The organism is Flaviaestuariibacter terrae (assembly GCF_054777635.1).
This window is the reverse complement of record NZ_BAAHAL010000006.1, coordinates 949,688-967,517: the sequence shown is the minus strand read 5'-3', so window position 1 is coordinate 967,517 and position 17,830 is coordinate 949,688. Positions and strand designations below refer to the sequence as shown.

Sequence of the window (17,830 nt, the reverse complement as noted above, 5' to 3'; positions counted from 1 at the left end):
AAAACACTTTTTCCGCTTCAAAACCTTCTTTTTCAGGCTGAAAAAGGCTGGTTACTTCCCGTCGGAAAGTCTTATTTTCGCGCTTCAAAATTGGACCCGTGTCGACGAAATACACGAAAGAAACATACCTGTACTGGTACGAGCTGATGCAGTTGATCCGCCAGTTCGAGCTGATGGCCGAGGAGAAATACAAGATGGAAGGCAAGATCCGGGGCTTTTTCCATGCCTACGTGGGCCAGGAGGCGATCGCCGCCGGCTGCATGACGGCTACGCGTCCCGAGGATCCCTTTATCACGGCCTACCGCGACCACGGCCTGGCCATCGCCAAGGGCATCTCCGTCAATTCCTGCATGGCCGAACTCTATGGCAAGGCCACGGGTAACGCCAAGGGTAAAGGCGGCTCGATGCACTTCTTCGGCAAGGAACAGCATTTCTACGGCGGCCACGGGATCGTGGGTGCCCAGATCGGCACCGGCGCCGGCCTGGCTTTCGCTGAAAAATACAAGGGTACCGACAACGTGTGTCTCGCCTACTTCGGCGACGGCGCCGCCCGCCAGGGTATGCTCCACGAAACCTTCAACCTGGCCATGACCTGGAAGCTTCCCGTGATCTTCATCTGCGAGAACAACAACTACGCGATGGGTACCTCGGTGAAGCGCACCTCCAACATCGTCGATATCTACAAGCTCGCCGACGCCTACGAAATGCCCAGCGACGTCATCGACGGCATGAGCGCCGAGGCAGTGCACGAAGGCGTGAGCCGCGCCGTGAAGCGCGCCCGCGAAGGCGATGGCCCGACACTGCTCGAGATCAAAACCTACCGCTACAAGGGCCACTCCATCTCCGACCCGCAGAAATACCGTACCAAGGAAGAAGTGGAGGAGTACAAAGGCAAGGACCCGATCACGGCCCTGCTGGCTACCATGAAAGAAAATAACCTCGTTTCCGACGAGGAGATCGCTGCAATCAACGAGCGCGTCGACGCGGCCGTTGCCGAAAGCGTCAAATTTGCCGAGGAATCGCCCTGGCCCGACGACAGCGAGGTCTACAAAGACATCTATGTCGACGAGAACTATCCCTTCATCACCGACTAAAACTAACATAGTACTTTAAACATTACTACAATGGCTGAAACGAAAACGGTTACGCCCCAAATCCGTGAAGACCACGAAATCGTGGTGGAACGTGCGAAAGATTTCTGGACCCGCAACAACCGGCTTGTCATGACGATCGGCCTGGCGGTTATCCTGCTGGCAGGAGGCTACCTGGCTTATAAATACTTTATCAAGGAGCCCAACGAGGTGAAGGCCGCCGAGGCTTCCTTCCGCGCCGAGGAGTACTTCCGCGCCGACTCGATGCAAAAGGCCCTCAACGGCGACGGTGTGAACCCCGGCTTCGCCAAGATCGCCGACAAGTACAGTGGCACCAAGGCCGGCAACCTCGCCCGCTTTTATGCCGGTGCTGCCAGCCTCCAGCTGGGCGACGCGGCCAAGGCCCAGAAATTCCTGGCCGACTTCTCCACCGATGCCCAGCAGGTGCAGGCGCGCGCCTACAAGCTGCTCGGCGACGCTTATGCCGAGCAAGGCAAGAACGACGACGCCCTCGCCAGCTACAAGAAAGCAGCCCACCACTTCGAGCAGGACGAACTGAACGCCTCCGAATACCTGTTCACAGCCGCCTACTTCGCGCAGCGTGTGCTCAACAACTCCAAGGAAGCCACCGACCTGTACACCGAGCTGAAAACAAAATACCCGCGCAGCCAGCGTGGCATCGAGGCCGACAAATACCTCGCCCAGCTGGGTGTATACGCTACCGACGAAAAGTAAGAGATCCATGGCCGATATCAAAGACAGCCGCTTACTCAACCATATCGAGGGCATCCCTGATCTTCAGGATGCCCTCGTTGTTTTGGTCAAGACCGAATGGAATGCCGCCACCGCCGACGCCCTTGAAGAGGGTGCCCTGCGTGTGCTCGCCGCCAACGGCCTCCGCAGCGAAACGATCCTCGTACCCGGGGCCGTAGAAATACCGTTCGCCATCCGCTACTGCTGGAAGCAGCGCCGCAAAAAAGACCGCCCCGCCGCTTTTATTGCGCTGGGCTGCGTGCTTCGCGGCGATACCCCGCACTTCGATTACGTGTGCCAGTCGGTGACCGTCGGCGTGACGCAGCTCAACCTGATGCTGCCCGTTCCCACGATCTTCGGCGTGCTCACCGTAAACAGCCAGCAGCAGGCCGACGAGCGCCTCGGAGGCAGCCACGGCCACAAAGGCGAGGAAGCCGCTGTTACAGCCCTTAAGATGATCCAGCTGAGCCGCCGGCTCAAAAAGAAAGACGAATGACCGTTCAACTCTTTGTTCCCTGTTTTGTAGACCAGCTTTTCCCCGACACCGCGTTCAACATGATCAAGGTGCTCGAGAAAGCCGGTTGCACGGTGCGCTACAACCCGGCGCAAACCTGCTGCGGGCAGCCTGCCTTTAACGCCGGCTTTGTCGACGATGCGCGGACCGTGTGCAGCAAGTTTCTCAACGACTTCGACCCGGAGCTTCCCATCGTGGCGCCCAGCGCTTCCTGTGTTGGCTTCGTGCGCAATTACTACGGCAAGCTGTTCGACAACTCCTCGCTTCATCACCGCGTGCAGGCCATCAGCAAGAATATTTTCGAGCTGAGCGAGTTCCTGGTACAGCAGCTGGGGATCACGCAATTCGGCGCGAAGCTCCCGGGCAAGGCCACCTACCACGATTCCTGCGCGGGCCTGCGCGAATGCCGCATTAAAGAGGAGCCGCGCCAGCTCCTGATGAACGTCGAAGGCCTCGAGCTCACCGAGCTCCAGGATGTCGAAACCTGCTGTGGCTTCGGCGGCACCTTTGCCGTCAAGTTCGAATCCATCTCCATCGGTATGGGTGAGCAGAAAGTTGAAAACGCACTGGCTACCGGTGCCGAATACCTCATCTCCACCGACCTTTCCTGCCTCATGCACCTGCAAGGCTATATCAACTTCAAGAATTCGCCGATCAAAACAATGCACCTCGCTGATGTACTGGCCTCCGGCTGGTAAATCAGCCGAACAGAAGAACAAGGAACAAGGAATTTTGAAGGGAGTAACATTGTTGAAATAGGAAAAGGGAAGTCTCAGACTTCCCTTCTTCATTTTATTCTCAGCTTGAATTCCTAGTTCTTAATTCCTTGTTCCTTGTTCGATATTCCCTAGGGCATCAGCACGCCATCAACCACGTGGATCACACCGTTGCTCTGGTAGACGTTCGGGATCGTGATCCGGGCAACGCCACCTTTCTCATCCTTCACCCACCATTTGCCGTCCTTGTCTTTCATGATCCAGAGACGCTCGCCCTGCACGGTTTTCAGTTCGGCAGTTCCGTTCTTGCTTTTGCGCATTTTCCGCTCGAGGTCTTTGCTGTCGAGACGGCCGGCTACCACGTGGTAGGTCAGGATCTTCGTGAGGAGCGCCTTGTTTTCGGGCTTCACGAGGTTTTCCACGGTGCCGGCGGGGAGCTTGGCAAAGGCCGCATTGGTCGGCGCAAATACCGTGAAGGGACCGGCACTCTGCAGCGTCTCCACGAGACCGGCGGCTTTCACGGCGGCCACAAGCGTGGTATGGTCGGCCGAGTTGACGGCGTTCTCCACGATATTCTTACTGGGGTACATCGGCGCACCGCCAACGGTAACGGTTTTTTCGCGCATCGCCGCGGGCGTAGCCTCCTGGGCAAAGGTCGAATAGGACAATACGATTCCGGTCAGCAGCAGGGCTGCTTGCTTGAGCTGTTTCATAATAAGTAATTTGATTTTTTAGTTACTGTGCGGTCTCTTCATGCTCCGAAAAACATGTTCGGATTAATTACGGCTGCTGTTCTACTTTGGATTGAAAGGCCGGCAAATTTTTTCTGCGCTATTTTAGCGCGCAAGCATCACCTATGGCATACTGGCTTATCAAATCCGAACCCTTCAAGTACAGCTGGGATCAATTCGAAAAAGACGGACGAACGTTTTGGGACGGCGTGCGCAACTACGCCGCGCGCAACAACCTGCGCGCGATGAAAAAGGGCGACGAGCTTTTTTTCTACCACAGCAATGAAGGTCTCGAGATCGTCGGCATCGCCAAAGTTGTGCGCGAGGCCTATCCCGATCCGACCAGCGACGACGAAGCCTGGGTGGTGGTCGACGTGGCGCCTGTAAAGCGGTTGAAGCATCCTGTTAGCCTCAAGACCATCAAGGCCGACCCGCGCCTGAGCAATATGGCGCTGATGCGCCTCAGCCGCCTCTCGGTGCAGCCGGTTACCGATGAGGAATACGCGATCATCCTCGAGCACGCAGGACAGAAGGCAAAAAAATAGCGGGCGGTCTTAGCAAATCCTTAAGGTTACTTTTCGACGCGCGTTGTATCAATAGAAGCAGCTGCGCGAATAAACAATTCTTCAAAAAAACATTGTATGAAAAGCAACTTCACGGCTTTCGCCGCACCGATTCTTTTTGCCCTTGCGCTCGCGTCCTGCAATAACCCTAAGCGCCCCGATGCATCTCCCGACATCGCGGGCAGCTGGCGTCTTGATTCGGTTGTACGGGCCCACGACACCGCGGCAAGCGCGCTTCCGATGATCATGACGGCCCTCGCTGCCGGCGACAGCAGCAGGGTTACCTACACATTCCGCAGCGACAGCATCGAGGTAGCCAGCGGCACGGCGCGGATCGAAACGGCGCCTTACCGTTACGATAAACCACAGATCACCCTGCTCGATTCTTCGCGCGAGAAGCTCGATGTGATCCGCACATCCGATAGCGCACTTATTCTCCGCACGAGCGACTCATCGCGGATGTACTTCACGCGTCAGTGACCCCATAGGTCTGGCCGGAGCTGGTGGCCGATGCTGCCACCCAGCTCCATCAGCCAGGCGATGCCGAGGTGCACGAGCAGCCCGCCCCAGATACTCCGCGTGTTGAGCGTAACGACGCCGAGAAGGATGCCGCCAAAAAAGGAGGAGATGCATTCGCCGAGCGGCTTGCCGAAGTGTATCGTGCAGTAGAAGGCTGCCATCGGCAGGAGCGCTGCCGCACCTACGTAGCGCGCGAAGGCCAGCACCAGGAATCCCCGGAAAAACAATTCTACGGTGATGAAGTCGGTTCCGTACGAGAGCTCGTACAGGAAATGTCCCCAGTCGCCCGATCGCCGCACCGCACCTATATGCTGCCACTTCGGGTACACGGAAAGAAAGTCGCGCTGGAACGAAGCGAGTGCGATCAGCGGCAGCATGGCCGCCAGCATGAGCAGGTAGGGGCGGAGCCTCTGGCCGCTGTTACTGGTACCATAGAATGGCTCGTCGCGGTGAAAGCGCCGCCAGGTGAGGTACAGCAGCCCGGCCACCAGCAGCAGCTTGTAGGGGTAATAACAAACCGTTTTCCAATAAGGATCGGCGCCCAGTCCCGGCAGCGGCAGGGCCAGCTTCAGCGCGAAGACGGCTGGAGCGACGAGTAGCAGGAAGCGGAAGGGAGTACCGGGCTGGAGCGGCAGGGCGCCGGCGAGGCGGTACCAAACGAAGGGCGTCCAGAAGGCCAGCGCGAAGAGCGCATACCAGGCGGCGATCCGTAGTACTACGGGAAGCTCCATCATCGCCGGCTCGAGGCCATGGCCGTAATTGAGCCAGACAAGGATTGTCGTGAACAGCGCAGTTGCGGTCGCCACGAGGGGCGGCACCGACAACACGTAGCTTTTAATGGCGGTCAACAGTTTCCTCATGGCTGCACTTCCTGTCCGAACTGTAGGATATAGCCGTTGGGATCGCGGATGGCGAACTCGCGCATGCCCCATTCGAAAGTCTCGATCGGGTACACTACGCCGGGGCAATGCTGCAGGCGGTTCCAATAGCCTTCGACATCGTCGGTGGCGAAGTAAAAGGAGCCGGTGAATTGCGGTTCGCCAGCGGGCAGATGTGCATTCGGGAGGGCCAGCATCAGTTCAATGGAATCGCGCCCAAGCGAGGCCCACTGCCATTCTTCCGAAAAAGCCCGCTCGGAAAAACCGAGGGTCTGCACATACCAGTCGGCGCTGGCGCGTACATCCGGTACCCACAACACTGGGCGCAGGTGCAACAATTTCATACCCAAAATTTTAACCTCCGTTAACCGGAATAGCCGCTAACTTACGCCTTCAAACAAAACCGCCATGAAAAAGCTATTCCTTCTTCTCGCCCTTGCCGTTGGCGTCTCCTCTACTTCGCTCCACGCACAGGAGCAGCAGCGCGACCCGCAGCAAATGGCCCAGCGTATAAAAGAACGCATGAAGCCGCAACTGATCGAACGCACCCATATCACCGATGCCCAGGCCGAGCAGGTGATGGACCTGTATATTGCCCAGCGCCAGGAAATGCGCGGCCTCCGCGACATGTCGCAGGAAGATCGCCAGCAGAAAATGAGCGAGCTGAATCAGAAGCTTGAGAAAAGCCTCCTCTCTGTTCCCCTCACCGTGGAGCAGATCGGCTCGGTTATGCGCTTCTTCGAAGAGCAGCGCCAGCAGGCACGCCAGAACCGCGCCAACGGCGGTGGCGGCCAGTAAGAACGCACCGGTACGAAATTGTAAAGCTGCTCCTACGGGGCAGCTTTTCTTTTACCTTGCATCCCTCAAGTACAACCTATGGCCGAAGACCTCCAGATCAGCAGCGGAACCCGCAGCGAACAATACGAATCCCTGCTGCCCCAGGTAAAGGCGCTTCTCGACGGAGAGCCCGACCTGGTGGCCAACCTCGCCAACATGGCCGCAGCGCTGAAGGAGCAGTTCGGCTGGCTTTGGGTGGGCTTCTACCTCGTAAAGGGCGACGAGCTCGTGCTGGGTCCCTTCCAGGGGCCGGTCGCCTGCACGCGTATCCGCAAGGGACGCGGCGTATGCGGCAGCGCCTGGGCCGAAGCGAAAACCCTCGTCGTGCCTGACGTCGAAAAATTCCCCGGGCATATCGCCTGCAGCTCGCTTTCGCGCTCCGAGATCGTGCTGCCGCTGCTGCATGAGGGAAAAGTTTGGGCCGTGCTCGATGTGGACAGCACCGAGCTGGCCAGCTTTGATGAAACCGACCGCCGCTACCTCCAGCAGTTGCTGGAGCTGATCACATACCCTTCGCAAACAGCCTGATCGGTAATCGACAGCCAGTAAGCCTGGTGCTCATCGGGCCGGTCCGGACCAGGCTTCCCGTGCCATTTTTTTGCCGGTCCTTCTGCATGGTTTAACGCCGGAAACCCGCGAATGGCACAGTATTTCGGGGCTTTGAGAAAACAACGGTATGGAAGCACGAAATAATCCCGCCGGCGGTACAGGCCGCCACGAGCATCCGCTGCGTCAGGAGATCAGCCAGCGCGAGCAGGAAGCGGCCCGTGTGGCGCATGAGCAGGCCGACCACGATATTGCCGAGGACCCTGATCTCTCCATCCACAGCCCCAACGACGACCTTGACGAGGGCGAAACGGCCCGGCTGGGTGAAGACATCCCCGGCATCCTGTAGGCGGTTATACGGATAGACTGGGGGAGGCCTCGGAACAGCTGCAGCTATCTTCTTCGAAGTGCTATGCGCAGGCAGTGCCATCCGCCACACCGGATTTTCCTGCAGCGCCGCCTCATGTCCGTTGCCCGGCGCCCTCCGTACATTTACGGCAAATCACGCCTCATGTCGAGCGCTTCGTCTTACCTGGGGAATATCCCGCAGCACTATGAGCAGTACCTCGGGCCGATCCTGTTTGAGCCCTACGCGGCCGACCTCGCTGCCCGGGTGCCTGAAGGTGCGCGCTCGGTTCTGGAGATCGCCTGCGGTACCGGCCGCGTCACGAGCCACCTCGAAAGACGCCTCCATGCATCGGCGCGGATCGTGGCATCGGATCTCAATGCCGACATGCTTCGCCTCGCCCGCAGCATCGTCTTCAGCCCGCGGATCGAATGGCGGGAAGCCGATGCCCAGAGCCTGCCTTTCGCCGATGCCTCTTTCGACCTTGTATTGTGCCAGTTCGGTGTGATGTTCTTCCCCGACAAGCTGCAGGCCTTCCGGGAAGTGTATCGCGTGCTCGAGCCGCACGGCACCTTCCTGTTCAACACCTGGGACGGCTTTTCGACCAACCCGCGCGCGGGCCTCATTATGCAGGTAATGGAGGAGGAGCTTGGCAACCGGTCGCCCGATTTTCTTGCCGTGGGTCCCTACAGCTTTCACAACGAAGCACGGATCGCGCATTTGCTGGAAGAAGCCGGCTTTTCATCTGTACGCCTGGAACGGGTAGCCCGAACCAGCGAATACAACGAGCCGAAAGAGCTGGTGGAAGGCTTCGTGGATGGGTCGCCGTTAGGTGATTATCTCGACCGGCTCGGCGCCGGGTTGCGCGACCGGATCAAGGGCCGGTTGTACGCCGCGCTCGACGAGCAGTATCCTACCTATGGCAAGTCGGTGCCGATGCAGGCGATCGTGGTGGAAGCCGTCCGGTAAGTCCATAAAAAAGGCCAGCAATGTGGCCCGAACTTATTCCGCTAACAGTTGCTCAAGCAGCTCCTCGTTGTATTGCTGTAGCTCCAGCTTCCGGAACTGCCGGTAAAACCAGGCGCATACGCCCAGCGACAACACAAAACTGATCTCGTTGATCCGCGCTGCCAGTATCTCTCCGATCGCCATGGTAGGGTGTTTCTGTAAGCGGAGCAAAAGCTTTGCCAATCCTTCCGTAAGGCCTCGTTGCCCACCCCGCGATCTTCCTTTCAAAACCCTGCAAAACCTTCCAAAACCCTGCTAAACCTCCCTAAACCTTTCTAAACCTCCCCAAACCCTCCTCCCTTCCCTTATCTTTGCGCCCTATGACACAAGAAGCGATTAAAGATATGAGGGACCGCGTCGTTGTCCTGAGGAGGTTTCTTTGACGTCGAGAACCGACGCTCCAAGATTGACCAGGATAAACAACTATCCCTGTCGCCCGGATTCTGGGACGACAACGCCCGCGCAACGGGCATTCTGAAAGAAATTAAGGTAAACGAGTACTGGACCGGCCTCTACGAAACCGTGGAAGGCGCTGTCGAAGACTTTGCCGTGCTCTTCGAGTTCTGGAAAGAAGGAGAGGGGACCGAAGACGACGTCCGCGCGGCCTACGAGAAGGCGACTGCCGCTATCGAGGATGCCGAGTTCAAGAGTACGCTCAACCAGCCCGAAGACGAGCTGCCCGCTGTGCTCCAGATCAACTCAGGCGCCGGTGGTACCGAAAGCCAGGACTGGGCCGAGATGCTCGCGCGGATGTACCGCATGTACGGCGAGAAGCAGGGCTGGACCGTGACCGAGCTTGACTGGCAGGACGGCGATGGCGCCGGCATCAAGACGGCTACCTACCAGTTCGACGGACCCTTTGCCTACGGCTTCCTCAAAGCCGAAAGCGGCGTGCACCGCCTCGTGCGGATCTCGCCCTTCGACTCGAACGCACGCCGGCACACATCCTTTGTATCCGTGTTTGTGTACCCGCTCGTCGACGATTCGATCGAGATCGAGATCAAGCCCTCCGATATCAAGATGGAAACATCACGAAGCGGCGGCGCCGGCGGACAGAACGTAAACAAGGTGGAAACGAAAGTGCAGCTCACCCACATCCCGACGGGTATCGTGGTGGTGTGCCAGCAGGACCGTTCGCAGCTCGGTAACCGCGAGCGCGCCATGGAAATGCTCCGCAGCCGTCTCTACGAGATCGAGCTCCGGAAGCGCAACGAAGCCAAGGATGCTGTGAACGCCAACAAGAAAAAGATCGAGTGGGGCTCGCAGATCCGCAGCTACGTATTCCATCCGTACAAAATGATCAAGGACCACCGCACCGATTACGAAGTCGGCAACATCGGTCCGGTTATGGACGGCGAGCTGGACGGCTTTATCAAGGCCTACCTGATGTCGCAGAAGGAAGATGAAGCGAGTTAAGGAAGATGAAGCGCCTTTGGACGTCATTGCGATCAAAGCGAAGCAATCTGTTTCAATCAAATCGGATCGTTCTTGCGGTTCCCGTTGACTTCAGAATGAACAATCATATTTCAAACCTGACACTATGAACCTCGGATATTTCTCTTACCCGGTGCCGGCCAACGAACCGGTACTGAATTACGCTCCCGGCTCCGCTGAGCGCAAGGCCCTGCAGCAAACGCTTGCCGAGCTGAAAAGCCAGCAGGTCGATGTGCCGATGTATATCGGCGGACAGGAGGTGCGCACCGGCAAGCTCGTCGCGCTGCGTCCGCCGCATGAGCACCAGCACGTACTCGGTCATTTTCATGCCGGTGATGCGAGCCATGTGAAGCAGGCCATCGATGCCGCCCTCGCTGCCCGCGAGAGCTGGCAGTCGCTGCCCTGGGAAGACCGTGCCGGCATCTTTCTCCGCGCCGCCGAGCTCATCTCGACGAAGTACCGTACGTACATGAACGGCACCACGATGCTCGGGCAAAGCAAGAACGCGCTCCAGGCCGAGATAGACGCCGCCTGTGAGTTGATCGACTTCCTGCGCTTCAACGTGCACTTCCTCAGCGAGATCTACAAGCAGCAACCCGTTAGCGGCCCCGGCATGCACAACCGCCTCGAATGGCGCCCGCTCGAGGGCTTCGTGCTGGCCGTAACGCCGTTCAACTTCACCGCGATCGGTGGCAACCTGCCCACGTCGGCAGCCCTCTGCGGCAACGTCGTAGTGTGGAAGCCCGCCAATACCCAGGTGTATTCCGCGCAGATGTTCATGCGCATTCTCCGCGAAGCCGGCCTGCCCGACGGCGTCATCAACCTGGTGTACGTCGACGGCCCGACCATCGGCGAAGTATGCTTCGCCCACCGCGAGTTCGCGGGGGTTCACTTTACCGGCTCCACCGGTGTCTTCAACAATATGTGGAAGACCATCGGCGCCAACGTGGCCAACTACCGCAGCTATCCCCGCATCGTGGGTGAGACCGGCGGTAAGGACTTCGTGCTGGCCCATAAATCGGCCTCCGCCGACGTGGTGGCCACTGCGCTTCTCCGCGGTGCCTTCGAGTACCAGGGGCAGAAATGCTCGGCGGCTTCGCGCGCCTACATTCCTTCCAACATCGCCGACGAAGTGAAGCGCCTTCTAATTGAAGGGGTGAAGAGCTTCAAAATGGGAAGCGTGGAAGACTTCGGCAACTTTGTCAATGCCGTAATCGACGAAAAGAGCTTCGACCGCATCGCCCGCTATATCGACGACGTGAAGTCGGCAGCTGCCGGCGCCGCGCGCATACTCGTGGGCGGTACCTACGACAAGTCGGTCGGCTGGTTCATCGAGCCGACGATCATTGAGGCTACCGATCCCAAATATGTTACGATGTGCGAGGAGATCTTCGGACCCGTGCTCACGATACACGTATACGATGCGGACCGCTTCGAGGAAACGCTGGAACTCGTTGACAGCACGTCGCCCTATGCACTGACGGGATCGATCATCGCCCAGGACCGTGCCGCCGTTGCCCTCGCAACCGAGAAGCTCCGGCATGCCGCGGGCAACTTCTACATCAACGACAAGCCCACCGGCGCCGTCGTTGGCCAGCAGCCCTTTGGTGGTGCCCGCGCCAGCGGTACCAACGACAAGGCCGGCTCGCAGCTCAATCTTTATCGCTGGCTCAGCGCCCGCACGATCAAGGAAACCTTCGTTCCGCCCACCGACTATCGCTATGCGTTTCTCCGCGGCGAAAGCGAAGGAATCTGACCCGATACTTTTTGTAAGAGAAGTCCTGCCACACGGCGGGACTTTTTCTTTCGGCGTATTTTTTGCTTCATGCGGGCAAAACAAGCAATCATGAAGAAAATACCTGCACTGTTGCTGCTGGCCTTCGCGGCCGGCACTGCTTCGGCACAGTTACCCAAACTTGGTCTCAAGGCCGGCCTCAACATCGCTACCGTCGGTGGTTCTTCGGCTTCGCCAACAACGCGTCTCAGCGGCCATGGCGGCGTGCTCGTGCACGTTCACCTCGCGCCACAGATCGCCCTTCAGCCGGAAGTGCTGTACTCCGGACAGGGTTTCAAGGCCAAATCGGGCGGCACCGAGTACACGATCGCGCTCGACTACCTCAACGTGCCCTTTATGCTTCAGTATATGTTCGATAACGGCTTTCGTGTGGAGGCAGGACCGCAAGTAGGGGTGCTCCTCAACTCACGGGTAAAGGATGCCGCGGGTTCATCGCCCTACCCGAACCGCTTCACCGAGGCTGATTTCGGAGTGGGCCTCGGGCTTAATTACCTGTCGTACTCGGGCTTCGGGATCGGGGGGCGCTACAACTTCGGATTGACCAATATCAACAAGCTGCAAGGCGGGGAGAACCTCAAAAACCGCGTTGGGCAGATCTCGTTATTCTACCTTCTCGACCGGTCGCACAAGGCAAAATCGCGCTAGCACCGGCGACAAAATCGATCGTTACAGTACAGTTAGGCCGCATCGCGGCCTTTTTTTTGCATGGTAGAGAACCATCGAAAACTCTACGAATATGAAAAAGATCAGTTTAGTTGCTTTCGGATGCATGGCTGCAATTTCAGTAATGGCACAGGATGGCACCGATCACAACAATGACCACAAGCCGCTGCGTACGCCGATGGCATCGAAAATTCGGTTCGGCATCACCGCTGGTATTAACTCGGCGAAGTTCTACGCCAGTGGAAACGGAACGGAAGGCACGTCGACAACCATGAAGGTCGGACCCTACGGCGGTCTGTTTGTCAACATCCCCGTGGGAACCGTGCTGCACGTTCAGCCGGGTGTAACCTACAATATCTATGGCACGAAGTATCGCCAGACCTCTTCGGGTGTGACCAACAACTACCAGGAAGACCTGCACTATGTCAGCATCCCGGTAGCGCTGCAGGTGATGCCCGGTAACACCGGTTTCTTCTTCGAGGCCGGCCCCCAGGCAAACTTCCTCGTTGCCGCCAAGATCAAAAACCAGACGCCCGGCGCCAACAGCAGTGGTGATGGCAGTAACAAGAGCGCATTTGACAATTTCGACTTCAGCGCCTTCGGCGGTGTCGGTTACCTCACCCGCATCGGTCTTGGCTTTGAAGCGAAATACAATGTAGGCCTCAACAACGTATTGAACGACGACAGCCCGGCTGCCCGCGGCGGTGCTTCCTGGAAGAACCGCGCCTGGACCTTTGGCCTTGTCTACCATTTTGGTGCTGCTAAATAAGCAACAACAATAATTTGATACGCCAACCAACGAACAAAAGGCCGCCCTCGGGTGGCCTTTTCTTTTTCTGTGAGCAGCGCGTTTCACCGGAGCGGTTAAGCGCTTACTTTCGTACAAACTTTTTCGTGTGAAGCCGATACTTCCTGCCGGACAAATGGCCCTGACGATCCAACGGCTGGCGCAGCAGCTGCTCGAAGATCCCGCGGAACTGGAGCGCACGGCGCTAATCGGCATCCAGCCCCGCGGTGTGTACCTGTCCGACCGGCTTGCAGGCGAGCTTCGTCGGCAGCCCGGCACGCCCGGCTTCGACTACGGGCGCCTTGACATCACCTTCTACCGCGACGATATCCGACAGGGACTCCACGTGCCCTCGAACACAGACATTGGCTTTTCGATCGAGGGAAAGCGCGTGGTGCTGGTGGATGACGTGCTGTATACGGGCCGCACCATCCGCGCCGCGCTCGACGCGCTGATGGATTTCGGCCGTCCGGCTAAAGTGGAACTACTGGTGCTGATCGACCGGCGCTACAGCCGCGAGCTCCCGGTGCAGCCCGATTACACCGGCCGCTCCATCGACTCCATCGTATCGCAGCGCGTGAAGGTTCTGTGGGAGGAGCGCGACGGCCGCGACGAGGTGCAGTTGCTCGACAATGAATAATTCCGACTTCGAACTTCCTACCGCTTAACTTTGTTTTTTAATGGCCCTTTCCACCCGACATCTGCTAGGCATCAAGGAGCTCCAGGCATCGGATATTGCAACCATTTTACAAACGGCGGCGCAGTTCAAGGAAGTACTGCAGCGGCCGATCCGGAAAGTGCCCTCGCTCCGCGACATTACCATCGTCAACCTTTTTTACGAGAATTCCACCCGCACGCGCATCTCTTTTGAGCTGGCCGAAAAGCGGCTGTCCGCCGACGTGATCAACTTCAGTGCCTCCGGGTCATCGGTATCGAAAGGGGAGACGCTGCTCGACACTGTCAACAACATCCTGTCGATGAAGGTCGATATGGTGGTGATGCGCCACAGTGCCAGCGGAGCCCCGCACTTCCTCGCCAAGCATATTCCTGCAGCCATCATCAACGCCGGCGACGGCATCAACGAGCACCCCACGCAGGCCCTGCTCGACGCCTTTTCGATCCAGGAGGCGCTCGGCTCCCTGCAGGGCGTTCGCGTAGCCATCATCGGCGATATCATGCACAGCCGCGTGGCGCAGAGCAATATTCACCTGTTGCAAAAGATGGGTGCCGAGGTAATTGTTTGCGGTCCGCCGACACTTATTCCCAAATACCTAACGGAGGCCTTCGGTGTCCGCGTCGAATACAACCTCCGCCGCGCCCTTGAATGCTGTGATGTGGCCAACGTGCTCCGCATCCAGCTGGAGCGGCAAAACCAGGTGCTCTTTTCCTCGCTCCGGGAGTACAATCTCTCGTACGGTATCAGCCGCCGCCTTCTGGAAAGCCTCCCACGCCCCGTCACCATCCTGCACCCGGGGCCCATCAACCGCGGCGTGGAGCTTGACTCCGACGTCGCCGACGGACCACACTCACTGATCCTGCAGCAGGTGGAGAACGGCGTTGCCGTCCGCATGGCGGTACTTTACCTGCTTTCAAGCAAAGCCTAAATAAAGTCCGAGATCCTACATCCGAGATCCTAGATCCTAGATCCGAGATCTGAGATCCTAGATCTGCCTTTGCCTCATTACCTTCGCCTCATGCGAATCGGTTTCTTCCCCGGCACTTTCGACCCCGTTACCCACGGGCATATCGATATCGTCAAGCGCGCGCTCCCGATATTCGACAAGCTGTTCATCGGAATTGGCGTCAATGCCAACAAGCAGCCGATGTTCAGCGCCGAGCAGCGCCGGTTCTGGTTCCGGGAGATCTTTGCCGATGAGCCGAAGGTCGAAGCAGTCGTGTATGAAGGGCTCACGGTAGATTGCTGTAAGCTGGTGGGTGCGAACTATATCGTTCGGGGTATCCGCTATGTGTCGGATTTTGAATATGAGAAAGCGATAGCCGACATGAACCGCTCCATCGATCACGGTATCGAGACGATCTTCCTGACCTGCCTTCCGCAGTATACTTCGGTAGCATCAACGCTGGTGCGTGACGTGCTCCGCTACGGTGGTGATATCAGCCAGTTTGTTCCGGAAGTTGTTCTGGAGAGCATCCGCGCCACATCAACCCGCTAGGGCTGCCTCAAGCACCTGCTGCACGGCCAGGTACATGCCCGGCCAGCGCTCGCGAAGTGCGGCTTCAGCGGCCCACGTGCATTCGGTAATGTCTTCCGCTTCCTGCGGCTTCAGGCGTCCCGTGTAACCCGTTTCCATCAGGAACCAATGGTTCTCCTTCAGGATCCGTTTCCCGCCCTCTTCGTAGCTGTGGTAGGTTACGGTCAGAGGCTTGACGATGCGCAGGTCGCCGACACCCGTTTCCTCGCTCACCTCGCGCAGGGCGCATTGCTGGAGCGTTTCACCCGGATCGAGTTTGCCCTTCGGTAGGTCCCACCAGCCCAGGCGCCGGATCAGGAGGAATTCGCCCGCGGCATTGCGAACGGCGCCACCACCGGTAGGCCATACCGTAAACAGCTTTTTCCAATCGAGGTTGGAGGCAATGGCAATCGCCTGGCTTTCCTCTTTGCCGGCGGCAAAGGCTGCAATGGCGGCTTCCAGCTGCCGCGGGGTTACCAGGGCGTGACCGGCCGCCCGGCTGTCTTCGGTGAGCACTAACCGGCGCTCGTTGAACGTGATGAGGGGCATGAAACGAAGGTACCTGTTTCCCACTACCTTCGCGGCATGACCGATGCGCACGTTACCGCTGAAAAGCTGCTCCAGTCCGGGGCGGTTCGGCTGAGCCCCGGCGCCCCGTTTACCTGGGCTTCGGGCTGGAAAAGCCCGATCTATTGCGACAATCGTCGGGTACTGTCGCAGCCCTTTATCCGCGATTATATCAAAAGCGAGCTGTGCAACCTCGTGTTCGAGCGTTTCCCCGACGCCGACGCCATCGCGGGCGTCGCCACTGCCGGCATTGCCTGGGGCGCCCTTGTGGCCGACCAGCTGAAGCTTCCCTTCCTCTATGTGCGGCCAAAGCCCAAGGAGCATGGCCTGGGCAACCAGATAGAAGGCAGCTACAGCGAAGGGCAGCAGGTCGTGGTGCTCGAAGACCTTGTTTCGACCGGGAAAAGCAGCCTGCAGGTCGTGGATGTACTGCGTGCGGCCGGCCTTGTGGTGCAGGGGATGGCCGCCATCTTTCAATACGGATTCCCGCAGGGTGCCGCGCAGTTTGAAGCCGCCGGGGTACCGCTGTTTACCCTCACCGATTATAACCACCTGGTTGAAGTGGCGGAGCAAAAAGGCCAGGTAGGCGCCGACGAGCGGGCGGTATTGTTAAAATGGCGCGAGGACCCGGCCAACTGGACCGGAGTTTCTTAAATTGGGACAAATTCCGCCGACAACATGAAAAAAATCCTGTTCCTGCTCCTGCTGGCCGTAGGCCTGTCGGAAGGCTCATTTGCCCAGGCAAAGGCCCAGCAAACGCTCAAAATCAGCCTCCCCACGCTCCAGGAGTGCGATGTGTGCAAAGAGAAAATCGAGACCTACCTGAAGCGCTATGACGGCGTGACGAGCGTGGTCGTCAACCTCCGGCGCAAGGAGGCAGTGGTCAAATACCTGACCGACCGGATCACCGACGAGGATATCAAGGCCGCCATCGCCACCGCCGGCTTCGACGCCAACGAGGTGAAAGCAGAGCCCGACGCCTACAACCGCCTTCCGAAATGCTGCAAGGCGCCCGAGGTTAAAGCGGGAGCCAAACCCGTCCAATAAAGGAAGTACGTTTTCAAGAATTATTGTCCAGCCCCAGCGGCTGGATTTTTTATTAGGTCGGCCGAGATCGTCTGCCGGCCTTCGTAATGGATGGGCTTGCTGATGAAAATTCCGGCTTTGCCCACCTTCACCGATCCATCCGCCCGGAGCGTCACCGTCTTACCGAGCAGTCCCGGGAGGTCAAACCGCAGCGCCTTCTGGAGCCCGATCGTTCCTTCGAGGGGGATCGAAAATTCGGAAAGATTCTGAACCGCTACCTCCGCCGGCTGGCGAAACTGCCCCAGGTAGACGGTATCCACCCGCACATCAATGACTGCCTCTTTGACACTCACCCCGAAATTATTGGGGTTGAAGTAGGTCGCCGAAAAGCCCACCGTCGTCTCCTCAAAGCCAAGTTTGCGCACCCCGAAATGGTCCACTCTCCGGAACTCGGGGTCCTTGATGCGGGTACACCCGGAAAGGAGGGGGAGCGCTGCCAGAATCGTCATCCATAATCTCATACGGCAAAGCTAGGGCAAATGCCATGCTAACCCGAAACAACCCTTCGGTTATCAACAACTAATTTTTTTGGCAACTGAACTTTTGGTTGAAGCTTCTTCACTGCCAACTATTTTAGTAAATAGGTTGAGTAATAAATATTTGTAAGTCTGAACTTTATAAGTCTTAATGAAACTTTTATCTAAGATGTTTTAGCTGATTGCAATTTAGCCCTCAATCTTCTGAGGTAAACTTAAACATCGGTGCTAACTCGGTTATTAATAATCTCATTTCAAGTTAATTATAGCTTGTAAGCATGTAATAATTGGAATTAGGCGGCATTTTGAAGCGTTTCCTTTTTCGGAC

The 17,830-nt window shown here is 57.9% G+C and carries 25 protein-coding genes; 19 read left to right on the top strand and 6 right to left on the bottom strand.

From position 1 onward, the window contains the following. Nucleotides 1-98: 98 nt before the first annotated feature. The 4 genes from pdhA to ACYU7Z_RS04955 are packed head-to-tail and all read left to right on the top strand — an operon-like array spanning nt 99 to nt 3,056. Nucleotides 99-1,094, top strand: a complete 996-nt coding sequence (gene pdhA, locus ACYU7Z_RS04970; protein ID WP_460567990.1) for a thiamine pyrophosphate-dependent enzyme — start codon at nt 99-101, stop codon at nt 1,092-1,094. 30 nt (nt 1,095-1,124) lie between these two features. Beyond that, nucleotides 1,125-1,826 carry a tetratricopeptide repeat protein gene (locus ACYU7Z_RS04965; RefSeq protein WP_460567988.1) on the top strand — a complete coding sequence of 234 codons (702 nt, stop codon included), beginning with the start codon at nt 1,125-1,127 and terminating at the stop codon, nt 1,824-1,826. A gap of 7 nt (nt 1,827-1,833) precedes the next feature. Continuing rightward, the gene (ribH, locus tag ACYU7Z_RS04960; protein ID WP_460567986.1) at nt 1,834-2,340 is read left to right on the top strand and encodes a 6,7-dimethyl-8-ribityllumazine synthase; all 507 of its coding nucleotides are present in this window, start codon (nt 1,834-1,836) and stop codon (nt 2,338-2,340) included. After that, complete coding sequence (locus tag ACYU7Z_RS04955) at nt 2,337-3,056, top strand: (Fe-S)-binding protein (RefSeq protein ID WP_460567984.1); 720 nt, start codon at nt 2,337-2,339, stop codon at nt 3,054-3,056. The genes ribH and ACYU7Z_RS04955 overlap by 4 nt, the downstream gene beginning before the upstream one ends. 149 nt (nt 3,057-3,205) lie before the next feature. Here the strand turns inward: ACYU7Z_RS04955 and ACYU7Z_RS04950 are convergent, their stop codons facing one another. Then, entirely contained in the window at nt 3,206-3,787 is a 582-nt protein-coding gene (locus ACYU7Z_RS04950; RefSeq protein ID WP_460567982.1) for a fasciclin domain-containing protein, read from the bottom strand. 143 nt (nt 3,788-3,930) lie between these two features. On the opposite strand from ACYU7Z_RS04950, the gene ACYU7Z_RS04945 reads away from it, so the two are divergent. Both ACYU7Z_RS04945 and ACYU7Z_RS04940 read left to right on the top strand, forming a co-directional pair. Next, nucleotides 3,931-4,350 (top strand): EVE domain-containing protein, encoded by a 420-nt coding sequence (locus ACYU7Z_RS04945; protein ID WP_460567980.1) that lies wholly within the window; start codon nt 3,931-3,933, stop codon nt 4,348-4,350. Between the two features lie 96 nt (nt 4,351-4,446). Beyond that, on the top strand, nt 4,447-4,848 hold the full coding sequence (locus ACYU7Z_RS04940) for a hypothetical protein (RefSeq protein WP_460567978.1): 402 nt from the start codon (nt 4,447-4,449) through the stop codon (nt 4,846-4,848). On the opposite strand, the gene ACYU7Z_RS04935 is transcribed toward ACYU7Z_RS04940, so the two are convergent. After that, a complete protein-coding gene (locus ACYU7Z_RS04935; RefSeq protein ID WP_460567976.1) occupies nt 4,842-5,747 on the bottom strand; it encodes a CPBP family intramembrane glutamic endopeptidase in 906 nt (301 codons plus the stop codon). The genes ACYU7Z_RS04940 and ACYU7Z_RS04935 overlap by 7 nt on opposite strands. After that, nucleotides 5,744-6,109: a bleomycin resistance protein gene (locus ACYU7Z_RS04930; RefSeq protein WP_460567974.1), complete on the bottom strand. Its 366-nt coding sequence runs from the start codon at nt 6,107-6,109 to the stop codon at nt 5,744-5,746. Before ACYU7Z_RS04930 ends, ACYU7Z_RS04935 begins: the two co-directional genes overlap by 4 nt. A 64-nt stretch (nt 6,110-6,173) precedes the next feature. On the opposite strand from ACYU7Z_RS04930, the gene ACYU7Z_RS04925 reads away from it, so the two are divergent. The 4 genes from ACYU7Z_RS04925 to ACYU7Z_RS04910 all read left to right on the top strand — a co-directional run bounded on the left by ACYU7Z_RS04925 (nt 6,174) and on the right by ACYU7Z_RS04910 (nt 8,463). Continuing rightward, on the top strand, nt 6,174-6,563 hold the full coding sequence (locus tag ACYU7Z_RS04925) for a hypothetical protein (protein WP_460567972.1): 390 nt from the start codon (nt 6,174-6,176) through the stop codon (nt 6,561-6,563). A gap of 78 nt (nt 6,564-6,641) precedes the next feature. Then, nucleotides 6,642-7,130 carry a GAF domain-containing protein gene (locus ACYU7Z_RS04920; protein ID WP_460567970.1) on the top strand — a complete coding sequence of 163 codons (489 nt, stop codon included), beginning with the start codon at nt 6,642-6,644 and terminating at the stop codon, nt 7,128-7,130. Nucleotides 7,131-7,278: 148 nt separating this feature from the next. Beyond that, complete coding sequence (locus ACYU7Z_RS04915) at nt 7,279-7,497, top strand: hypothetical protein (RefSeq protein ID WP_460567968.1); 219 nt, start codon at nt 7,279-7,281, stop codon at nt 7,495-7,497. A 162-nt stretch (nt 7,498-7,659) separates the two neighbouring features. Further along, entirely contained in the window at nt 7,660-8,463 is an 804-nt protein-coding gene (locus ACYU7Z_RS04910) for a class I SAM-dependent methyltransferase (RefSeq protein WP_460567966.1), read from the top strand. 33 nt (nt 8,464-8,496) lie between these two features. Here ACYU7Z_RS04910 and ACYU7Z_RS04905 read toward each other — a convergent pair whose 3' ends face one another. Continuing rightward, nucleotides 8,497-8,646: a hypothetical protein gene (locus ACYU7Z_RS04905; RefSeq protein WP_460567964.1), complete on the bottom strand. Its 150-nt coding sequence runs from the start codon at nt 8,644-8,646 to the stop codon at nt 8,497-8,499. Nucleotides 8,647-8,822: 176 nt separating this feature from the next. Here ACYU7Z_RS04905 and prfB point away from each other — a divergent pair. The 7 genes from prfB (at nt 8,823) to coaD (ending at nt 15,355) form a co-directional block, all read left to right on the top strand. Next, nucleotides 8,823-9,918, top strand: a protein-coding gene (gene prfB, locus ACYU7Z_RS04900; RefSeq protein WP_460567962.1) for a peptide chain release factor 2 whose coding sequence is annotated in 2 segments (ribosomal slippage) — nt 8,823-8,882 and nt 8,884-9,918 — 1,095 coding nt in all. Because the reading frame shifts where the segments join, the coding sequence is not laid out codon by codon here. Between the two features lie 124 nt (nt 9,919-10,042). After that, complete coding sequence (gene pruA, locus ACYU7Z_RS04895) at nt 10,043-11,692, top strand: L-glutamate gamma-semialdehyde dehydrogenase (RefSeq protein ID WP_460567960.1); 1,650 nt, start codon at nt 10,043-10,045, stop codon at nt 11,690-11,692. 90 nt (nt 11,693-11,782) lie between these two features. Beyond that, nucleotides 11,783-12,376, top strand: coding sequence for a porin family protein (locus tag ACYU7Z_RS04890; RefSeq protein ID WP_460567958.1), 594 nt, complete (start codon nt 11,783-11,785; stop codon nt 12,374-12,376). A 91-nt stretch (nt 12,377-12,467) separates the two neighbouring features. Continuing rightward, nucleotides 12,468-13,163: a porin family protein gene (locus tag ACYU7Z_RS04885; protein WP_460567956.1), complete on the top strand. Its 696-nt coding sequence runs from the start codon at nt 12,468-12,470 to the stop codon at nt 13,161-13,163. A 127-nt stretch (nt 13,164-13,290) separates the two neighbouring features. Further along, nucleotides 13,291-13,821: a bifunctional pyr operon transcriptional regulator/uracil phosphoribosyltransferase PyrR gene (pyrR, locus tag ACYU7Z_RS04880; protein WP_460567954.1), complete on the top strand. Its 531-nt coding sequence runs from the start codon at nt 13,291-13,293 to the stop codon at nt 13,819-13,821. A gap of 40 nt (nt 13,822-13,861) precedes the next feature. Continuing rightward, nucleotides 13,862-14,785: an aspartate/ornithine carbamoyltransferase family protein gene (locus ACYU7Z_RS04875; protein ID WP_460567952.1), complete on the top strand. Its 924-nt coding sequence runs from the start codon at nt 13,862-13,864 to the stop codon at nt 14,783-14,785. 90 nt (nt 14,786-14,875) lie between these two features. Further along, entirely contained in the window at nt 14,876-15,355 is a 480-nt protein-coding gene (coaD, locus tag ACYU7Z_RS04870; RefSeq protein ID WP_460567950.1) for a pantetheine-phosphate adenylyltransferase, read from the top strand. Here coaD and ACYU7Z_RS04865 read toward each other — a convergent pair. Beyond that, a complete protein-coding gene (locus ACYU7Z_RS04865) occupies nt 15,344-15,922 on the bottom strand; it encodes an NUDIX hydrolase (RefSeq protein WP_460567948.1) in 579 nt (192 codons plus the stop codon). The two genes, coaD and ACYU7Z_RS04865, sit on opposite strands and share 12 nt — an antisense overlap. A 36-nt stretch (nt 15,923-15,958) precedes the next feature. Between ACYU7Z_RS04865 and pyrE the strand changes: the two genes are divergently transcribed. Further along, nucleotides 15,959-16,594, top strand: a complete 636-nt coding sequence (gene pyrE, locus ACYU7Z_RS04860; protein ID WP_460567946.1) for an orotate phosphoribosyltransferase — start codon at nt 15,959-15,961, stop codon at nt 16,592-16,594. Nucleotides 16,595-16,618: 24 nt separating this feature from the next. Then, entirely contained in the window at nt 16,619-16,987 is a 369-nt protein-coding gene (locus ACYU7Z_RS04855; protein WP_460567944.1) for a heavy-metal-associated domain-containing protein, read from the top strand. A 20-nt stretch (nt 16,988-17,007) separates the two neighbouring features. On the opposite strand, the gene ACYU7Z_RS04850 is transcribed toward ACYU7Z_RS04855, so the two are convergent. Next, nucleotides 17,008-17,487, bottom strand: coding sequence for a hypothetical protein (locus ACYU7Z_RS04850; protein WP_460567942.1), 480 nt, complete (start codon nt 17,485-17,487; stop codon nt 17,008-17,010). Between the last annotated feature and the right edge of the window lie 343 nt (nt 17,488-17,830).